At 54.8% G+C, this 8,408-nt stretch carries 3 protein-coding genes; 1 reads left to right on the forward strand and 2 read right to left on the reverse strand.

Features of this window, described 5'->3' with window-relative positions; all coding sequences use genetic code 11:
• The first annotated feature begins 20 nt into the window (after positions 1-20).
• Positions 21-455, forward strand: coding sequence for a secondary thiamine-phosphate synthase enzyme YjbQ (locus RE6C_RS18910; protein WP_008659095.1), 435 nt, complete (start codon positions 21-23; stop codon positions 453-455).
• Between the two features lie 20 nt (positions 456-475).
• Here RE6C_RS18910 and RE6C_RS18915 read toward each other — a convergent pair whose 3' ends face one another.
• On the reverse strand, positions 476-1,792 hold the full coding sequence (locus tag RE6C_RS18915; protein ID WP_236618338.1) for a tetratricopeptide repeat protein: 1,317 nt from the start codon (positions 1,790-1,792) through the stop codon (positions 476-478).
• Positions 1,793-1,963: 171 nt separating this feature from the next.
• Positions 1,964-8,284: an MBG domain-containing protein gene (locus RE6C_RS18920; protein WP_236618339.1), complete on the reverse strand. Its 6,321-nt coding sequence runs from the start codon at positions 8,282-8,284 to the stop codon at positions 1,964-1,966.
• Positions 8,285-8,408 lie beyond the last annotated feature (124 nt).

Below are 8,408 nucleotides of genomic sequence, written 5' to 3' on the forward strand. Positions count from 1 at the left end.
GAACCTTGAGGAACCTGACGTTGAAGACACTGACAAAAGAATTGTGGATGGAGGTCCCCAGTCGCCGCGGAATCGTTTCGATCCATCGCGACGTGGAACAATTGGTTCGCGAAAGCGGTATTCAGGAAGGCATGGCATTGATCAATGCCATGCACATCACGGCGAGCGTCTTCATCAACGACAATGAGTCAGGCCTGCACGCAGACTACGAACGCTGGCTTGAAGACTTGGTGCCATTCAACGCGGGAACCGATCCGGCATCCGGTGGTTACATGCACAATCGAACTGGTGAAGACAACGCCGACGCTCACCACAAACGTCAGATCATGGGACGCGAGGTCGTGGTGGCGATCACCGACGGCGAGTTACACCTCGGTCCCTGGGAGCACATTTTCTACTACGAGTTCGACGGCCGCCGCCGCAAACGAATCCTCGTCAAAATCATCGGCGAGTGACACCTTCGTCGGCCCGCAGACTATTTGGTCAGTCGCTGAAGCAATTCTTGGCCAGCGTCTTTCTGAGGGAATGCAGCGCTGCTGCTCATCGCAGCCTGAATAAATTGCTTGGCAAGTTGCAACTCTCCGACCGACTCGAAAATGGCCGCGGCAAAGTACCCGACTTCGGGTGAGAATTCGCCTGACTCGACAACTTGTCGAATCACTGCGTTTGCTTCTTGATTCTTCCCATTCTGCATCAAAGCCCAGGCGTAGGTTGCTGCCGCGGCACGCCCCTTTTGCGTCTTCAAGTTCGTGTTCGTCTTTACCAGCATCTCCGCGTGACGCAAAGCAAGCGTCGCCTTCTCTGAGTCTTCTTGGGAAAGCAGCGCTAGTGCAAGCCCATTTGTCGCATCAAAACTACCTGGATTTTCGCGATGCAACTCGGAAAAAGCCGTCTCCGCGGATTCGAAATCGCCTTCAAATCGCTCCATCGTTCCATCCAACGCTTTGACGGCGGCTGAATTTGGGTTCAACGATTTCGCACGCTCGACACATTGCTTCATCATGTCCTGTTCGCCCGACGTCATCGCCCAGAGAGCAACCTCGAGCAGAGTCTGCAAATCCTTGGCTCCGGTTTTCACGGCACTTTCCATGGATCGCTTTGCGAGGTCATGCTTGCCAACCGATTGATACAACTGTCCCATCTTCGTGTCGGGCAGCGTCCCCTGCTTCGAAAACGTATTGAGGTTCACGAGTGTTTGTCGTGCAACCTCGTAATTCTCAAGTTGAAAATAGACTGAAGCAAGCTGGTTCCACGCTGACTCATTTCGCTCATCGAGCTCAATCCAGGTTCGGAGGTGCTTTTTTGCCTGTTCCAACTGCTTCCAACGCTGGTAGATCGCGGCTAGGCCAGCATGAGCCTTGACCTGCAATCTCACCTTGCGTGATTCGTTGAAGGCTTCTTGTTCGGTCAGCTCGAGCGAACGCTGAAATAGGACAGCAGCCTCTGCGATACGACCTTCGCCTAATGACAGCTCACCAAGCATGCTCCATACTTCCGGATCTTCTCCATGGGCCATCGCTGCACGCTGCAGAGCATTATGACCATCGGTCGACTTTCCAGTCGCGAAGGCTAAACGAGCAAACATGACCTCGCCAGGAGAAAGGTCTGGATGCTGTGCGTGTGCCGATTCGAAGAGCTGAATAGCAGTTCGCGTCTCGCCGCCTTTAAACGCTTCCACCGCCTTGTCCAGGATCGGCTGGGCCGCATGCTTGCTCCCTTGCGTGACATCGGCAGGAACCGGAGACTCATCCTGGCCCAAGCACGGCAAGACGCCCACAGCGAGAATAAGCAAGACAAAAAATTGGTATCTCATAACAATCAACATCACTTCGTAAACTTTTCGGGACCGGTGAAAACAATTCGCGACAGCATCAGATGCTTCGTCCGGTGAGCCCCGAATCGTCTGGGATCAGGGCATCCTTGTCGCAGTGCATGATGACAAGCATCCAACTTAAACACGGTCTCACCGAGCATCGCGACCGCTGTTCCGAATTTCGTTTCGCAAATAGACGTCACCGGACGCCTCATCGGTGGTCGATACCAAATCGTCGGCAGTCTCATCCTCGACTGGCGGCAACGGTGATAGACCTTGACGCACTTCGCCAACATTCACCGGAGTGAGAGCGTGAAGTGTATTAGCGAAATCGATGTAGCGACCGAATTGATCGTAGACCAAATTGTCCGTTTGAATGACGGCTTCAGGCAATGGGATCTCGTCTCGGACCGTGAACACTCCGTTGTTGATGGAAACGTCGTAGTTGCCCAGGTCGAGATCTCCCATGGGATTCATGGCGGTGATCACGTACTGTCCCAACTCGGCGTCAGCGGGGGCTCCGTCGCTGGCCAGATCAACTCGGTTGACCGAATCCGCGTTCTTCAAGCCGGACACGGTGAATTCTGTGCCGTTGAACACAAAATCCGCACCGATCAATTTTGATTGGTTGTTCGCCGAGATCAGCAACGGTGCCGGAGCGACCATCAATCCGCCGGAAAGCGAACCAAAATCGATGTTGTAGTTGTTCGCGTCAAACCCATTGCCTGCTGCGGTAATACCCGATGCGGCCAAGTCATAGCCGCCAACATTCGCGGTTGCGGCAATCCCCGGCGAATTGAAGCTGACTTGCTGGATCGTTTCGCCGTTCTTTAGCCCGATTGCTTCGAAGCGAGTGCGGTCCAACATCGAATCGCCGTAGGTCTTCTGCTGGCTGAGCGGATTGACGACCAAATCGGCCGGTACGACCGTCAAGCCACCGTTGGAAAACGAGATATTGTAATTCAATGGATTGAAAGCCCCTTGTCCGCTAACACTCAAACCAACCGCGTAGGGAGTGTCCATGACATCCGCATCGGGAAGGGCGCCAAGACTGAGCCACTGGACCGGACCGATCATTTCACCATTGACCAGGCCTTCGACAGTGAAGTCGTTGTCAGGGAAGACGAAGGTGTCGCCATAGGTCTTGGAGTAGGTTCCGCCTGTCACGACCAAGTCGGCCGGCAGGATCGTAAAGGTTCCGCTGGCAGTCCCCAGCAACCGGTAAGAGGGATCCAGGTCGGACGCGTCGACGTTAATCATATACGTGCCCGCATCGGAGAATTGGTTCAGGTCGAAATCGGTTCCCACACCTATGCTTTGCAGTGTATCGCCTTCTTGCAACACGCCGCGTGTGATTGACAGACCGGGATCGATTGGAGTTTGACCGTACGTCGACCGACCGTCGTTGGCGGTAAAAAACAATCCGGGTCCTAGGTCGGTTGTCGCCAAGTAAAACGCGTAGTTTGCGCCGGGCACACCGAGGTACTCCGTATCAGGGAAAGGTTGCCCGATGATTTCACCGAGACCTTGACTCTGATTCAGGTTTGCATTGGCATTGAATAATTGGTCCCCAAAAATGCCATTCAGACTCGACGACGCATCGACTTGAACTCCGTCTTGTTGTGGAAGGAACACGCGAAGTTCTCCATTCAGTGCCGTGTTGACCTGTGACCCATCGGACAAACGGAACGTCGAGAAACCAGCGTCAGGACTGAAGCGGAATCCATTCAAGGCAACCAACACGTTCTGTCCTGCGATCGTCGAATTTGATAGATCGAAGGTGTAACCATCATCTCCCGCCTGGAACAGCTGTGCTGAGCCTTCGCCACCCGCAACGATTTGACTGTCAACCAACGTTGCAAAATTCCGTTGAACTTTTAGATCGTTGGAGATCGTGGTCGCACCTTCTCCCTCGGCGATGATGTCTTCACTTGCAAATTCAAAAAGAACATCACGATTTTCTGTCAGGATCGACGCGTTGTTCATGACTAAGGCGTCGCCTGAGTCAATCAAATCTTGCAACGGCGTATCACTTGGAATCTGGATGAGACCAAGACCAACTGTTCCATTGCCGGAACCGCGAAGCGTCGCGCCGTCGGCAAGTCGGATTCCACCAACTGAAAACAGCCCCAAGGCTTCCGTCGCAACCAATTCGGTATCCGCCCCGAGTATCTCAATTCCGATTCCAGAAAGATTGTTTGAGGCTCGAAGAGATACACGCTCACCAGAGAGTCTTGATCCTCGATCAATGAGAATCCGTTGGTCCGCTAAAAAACTCTTGTCGGTGTTGAAAGCGTAGTTCTCCGTACCGATTTGGATCTCGGTTGCGGTGATTTCTGAATTGCTGAGGTGAATTAAAGGGTCCTCATCAGAGACAAAGAAGTCTTCGAATTCGTCAGCGTACAGTCGAACGATGGAGTCCTCGCCGGAAGCTGCGATGGAAACATCTTCCAGTCTAAGTTGAGGGGATCCTGGATCCGTTTGCGAAGTGAGAGCTGAACTGGAATTGATTTCTAGATTCAGCGAACCGTCGCCAACGTTGATGCCGGTTCCGGGCAAAACATCGATGCTACGTCCCGTCTGAATGGTCAGCGTGCCAACACCCATCATCGCGGTTGTGATGTCGGAGCGAATCTCTAGATCGTTGCTGAACTGCAGAACCAAATCATTTCCCGCATTCAAGATCGCCACGATGTCATCGGGGTCAATGAAGGTGGTGTCGGAGGGAAAATCGCTGAACGCCAAATCGCCGGTCAATGGAAATCCTGAGGAACTACCAAATGAAATCAGCGAAACGCTACCGACACCGGCGCGGATGTCATTCGTGCCGATTGAATCAGCTTGGTTTCCAACTGCCAACAGCGTCCCTCCGGAATTTAGACTGACAGCACTGCCGAGCGCATCGGATCCGGGAAATCTCAGGACATCAAAGAAAGTGGTCAAGCCACCGTTTTCAAATCCGGTGTCGTCAACTCCATTGAACGCCGCTTCGGCGAACAGATAAATCGCTCCGGAGTCCGGCGAGTTGTTGAATGCTCCGTCGTCACCGGTAGCACCGACCGCTAATCCGTGGCCATCGATTTGGCCAAAGATGTTGTTGCCGGCGGTGTCTGCGAAGAAATCGCCTGGCCCGGCAAAAGCAACCGATGCGCCAAATCGATCTCCTGCCTCAATGGCGAATTCGGGACCAATTAAATTCTGAGAACCCGCGAAATCAAAAGCAAGATCGAATGTGTCACTCGAAGGCACTCCTACCGCCGGAACGCGGTAGACGTAGACGTTACCCGCATCCATAGAAAGGTTACCGACGCCGTCGTCGCCGGGCGCACCGACAATCAGATGGTTTCCGTCATTCGTCAATGCGACAGAAAAACCGAATAAATCCACTGGGTCCAAGTCGACGATCTGCCCCATCCCCGATGTCGCTCCATCTTGAATCAAAGCCCGGAACGTGGGTACTTGAGATAAATTGTTCGGATCAAGATCAAAGACGTAGGCCGCTCCCGCGCTGTTGCCTGAAAAATCCGATGCGCCTTGGTCTCCGATGGCCCCAACCGCCAACCGATTTCCCGCGTCATTCAAGTCGACCGAAAAACCAAATCGATCCGTAGAGCCCAGATCCAATTCAACTGGGGCGCCAAACGTATCCGTCAGGAAGAGTTCCAGCGAAGGAAGTTGACTCAAGTCCGTTTCGTCGAGTTGGAACAAGAAGACCGCACCGCGGTCTTCTGGATCGCCCACCGCCAGAATGTCACCAGCGCCGTTGAGCGCGAGCGAGTTGCCGAAATCGGAATCGGAAAGATCGATGTCCAGGATCGTCCCATCACTTAGCCCCGACCCGGAACGCAGGACTTGTCCCAGTACGGGATCCGACGCCAAGGTTGTGTCGACATCGAACAGATAGATCGATCGGTTGCTTTCGACCGCCAATCGTTCGCCGGTCCCGTTCAATGCAACGGCGCCACCGAATCCACTGAAGGCGGGCAATTCAACCAAACCGCCCAGCGGCGAGTCATTGCTAATCGATTGGGCCAAATTGACCGTTTGCTCGAATCCGCCGCCGCCGAAATCGAACAAATGGAAACGATTGCGATCCGGGTTGCCGACCGCAAGTCGGTCGCCGCTGCCGTCTAGTGAAACGGACTGGCCGAATGTTGAATTGCCGCCCTGGAACGTGTCGCCGGATGCGAGTGGCGTGTCGTTGCGGATGACCTGTTTCAGATCTGCCGTGACACTAAGGTCGTTAGTATTCAGTTCGAATAAGAAGACACTGTTGAGATTGAAGTCAGACGGCTGTCCCACGGCCAAGCGGTCGCCAGTATCATTGAACGAGATGCCGCGACCGAATTCACCGCCGGCGACCAAAGACAAAGTGCTGTTGTCAGCCAACGTCACGCCACGACGGAGTTCCTGGTCCAAGTCGGGTGCCTGGCTCCAATCATTGGGGTTCATCTCAAACAGATAGACGCCACCGCCCGCACCGTTTCGCTCTCCCACGGCCAGCCGGGAACCATCGGCGTTCACATCCAGACCGTAACCGATGGGCGAAAACGGAATGTCTAGCGTTGTGGTATCGGCCAGTGTGGTTCCGTCTTCAATGGTTTGCGCAAGTGTCGCCGGCCCGATGAATCCGCCGGCGCCGAATTCAAACAGGAAGACCTTGGAATCGCCCGAGGCTCCGACCGCCAGTCGTTGGCCGTCTTCGGTCAGCGCGATGGCACCACCGAAGCCGCTGTTGTTGCCCAGCATCAACGTTTGCCCGCTGCTCAGAGACTGTTGATTGCGGATCACTTGCGGCAACGAAAGTGGAACTACCGGATCGGTCTGATCAACCTCGAACAGATAGATTGCACCGGAGTTCATGTCCATATTCCCAACGCCATCATCACCCGCCGCACCGATGGCCAGCAGGTTCCCGTTGTCGGCGATGGAGATCGAGCTGCCGAACATGTCTTGATCGTCCAACTGAAGCGTTTCCAACCCGACCGGCGTATCAATGCCCACTCCGTTGCGAAGGGTGGTCACCAAGGTGGGCACGGCGTTCAGGTTATTTTCATCCAGCAGGAAGAAATGAACTTGACCGAATTCGTCACCAAATTCAGGGCCCAGCGAACTGACGGCAAACTGTGTTTTGTTCGATCCCAATTCAACCGCAAGTCCAAGGCCTGACACGTCAGGCATCGTGGTTGAAATGGCATCGGTGCTAAGTCGTCGGCCTTCATAGCGGAACGAGGTCCCGGTGAATTCCAAATCAAACAACGACACGGCCCCGGAGTCTTGTGCCACGCGATTGTCACCATCGAAACCCGGTGCACCCACCACGACGCGCGTACCGGCGGCATCCACCGCGATGTCCGCGCCATAGGATTCCAAGCCGATTTCGATGGTAGTGTTGCCTATCTCCACGCCATTCGAGACCTGGACCAGCAAGTTTGGCGCAACGCTCAGGTCCGACGGGTTCAATTGAAAACCAAAAGCGCCGCCGCTAAGAAATCCAAGATTTTCGGCACCGACGCCCAACAGATCGCCCACAGCGTTCAGTGCAACGCCGCTTCCAAATTCGGCTTGACCTACTGATACCGGACCGCCAGGACCGTTTTCTACCAACTGTCGAAACTGTGCCGGTTGACCAAAGTTCTGACTGATCAAGTTGAAAAGATAGACGCCGCCTGCACGATTGTTCAGCTCGGGGGCACCGACCGCTAAGATGCTTCCCGATGCGTTCAGCGCGACACTTTCGCCGAAGCCGACCGCGTCCAGGTCACCCAAGGTGGTTAGCGTATCGCTGCCCAGTCGTTGCGCAATATTGGGGGCGGCGGCCAAATTGGTCGGGTTGATTTCGAACAGATAAACGAACGAATTGTTGAACCCGTTGGCACCGACCGCCAGACGGTTTCCGTCTTCGTCCAACGCGACGCTGGTTCCGAAAAGATCGCCGCCCAGTTGTGCGTTGATGGAATTCGATTCGTTGGCACGCAGATCAAAGACGCCACCGCCCACCAACGGTGTGCCATCGCGAATGACGATCGGCAACTCAGGTGCCTGTGAAAGGTCGGTGGTGCTGAGCTGGAACAGATAAACCGCACCCGTATCGTCCAGCAGGCTGTTTGATTGGTCGAAGCCCAGGAAATCGTCTCGTGATGCACCGACCGCCAGGATGCCGCCAGGGCCATCGAAATCGACCGCGCTGCCGAAACGGTCGTCAGCTTCCAGTTCCAGCGTGCCGCCGCCCGAAAGTGCCGCACCATCACGCAGGATCTGCGCGAGTGACACAGAATCAAGAACGCTGTCGATATCAAGATCGAAAAGGTAGACCGCACCGGCTGATTCTTTGATCACGGAGGCACCGTCATCACCGGTTGCTCCCACTGCCAATCGATCTCCCGCGCCGTTGAGCCCGACGGAAAAGCCGAAGCGGTCAAAGGCATCCAGGAAGGTATCGCCTGAACCCAGCAGAGAAAATGTAATCATGCTCATGCCAGACGGAGCCGTATCGACGATCACCCCATTCTTGGGATCCAGCAAGACGGTGCCGCCGCCCGTTTGGACCTGATCTGTGGTTTGGTACTCGAGCAGTCCGGAGGATGACAGTTCG

This window comes from Rhodopirellula europaea 6C, from assembly GCF_000338295.1.
Lineage (GTDB): Bacteria > Planctomycetota > Planctomycetia > Pirellulales > Pirellulaceae > Rhodopirellula > Rhodopirellula europaea.

Excerpts from the sequence above, each read along its gene's own strand:
- RE6C_RS18920 (WP_236618339.1), bottom strand. The coding sequence starts at position 8,284 with ATGATTACATTTTCTCTGCTGGGTTCAGGCGATACCTTCCTGGATGCC.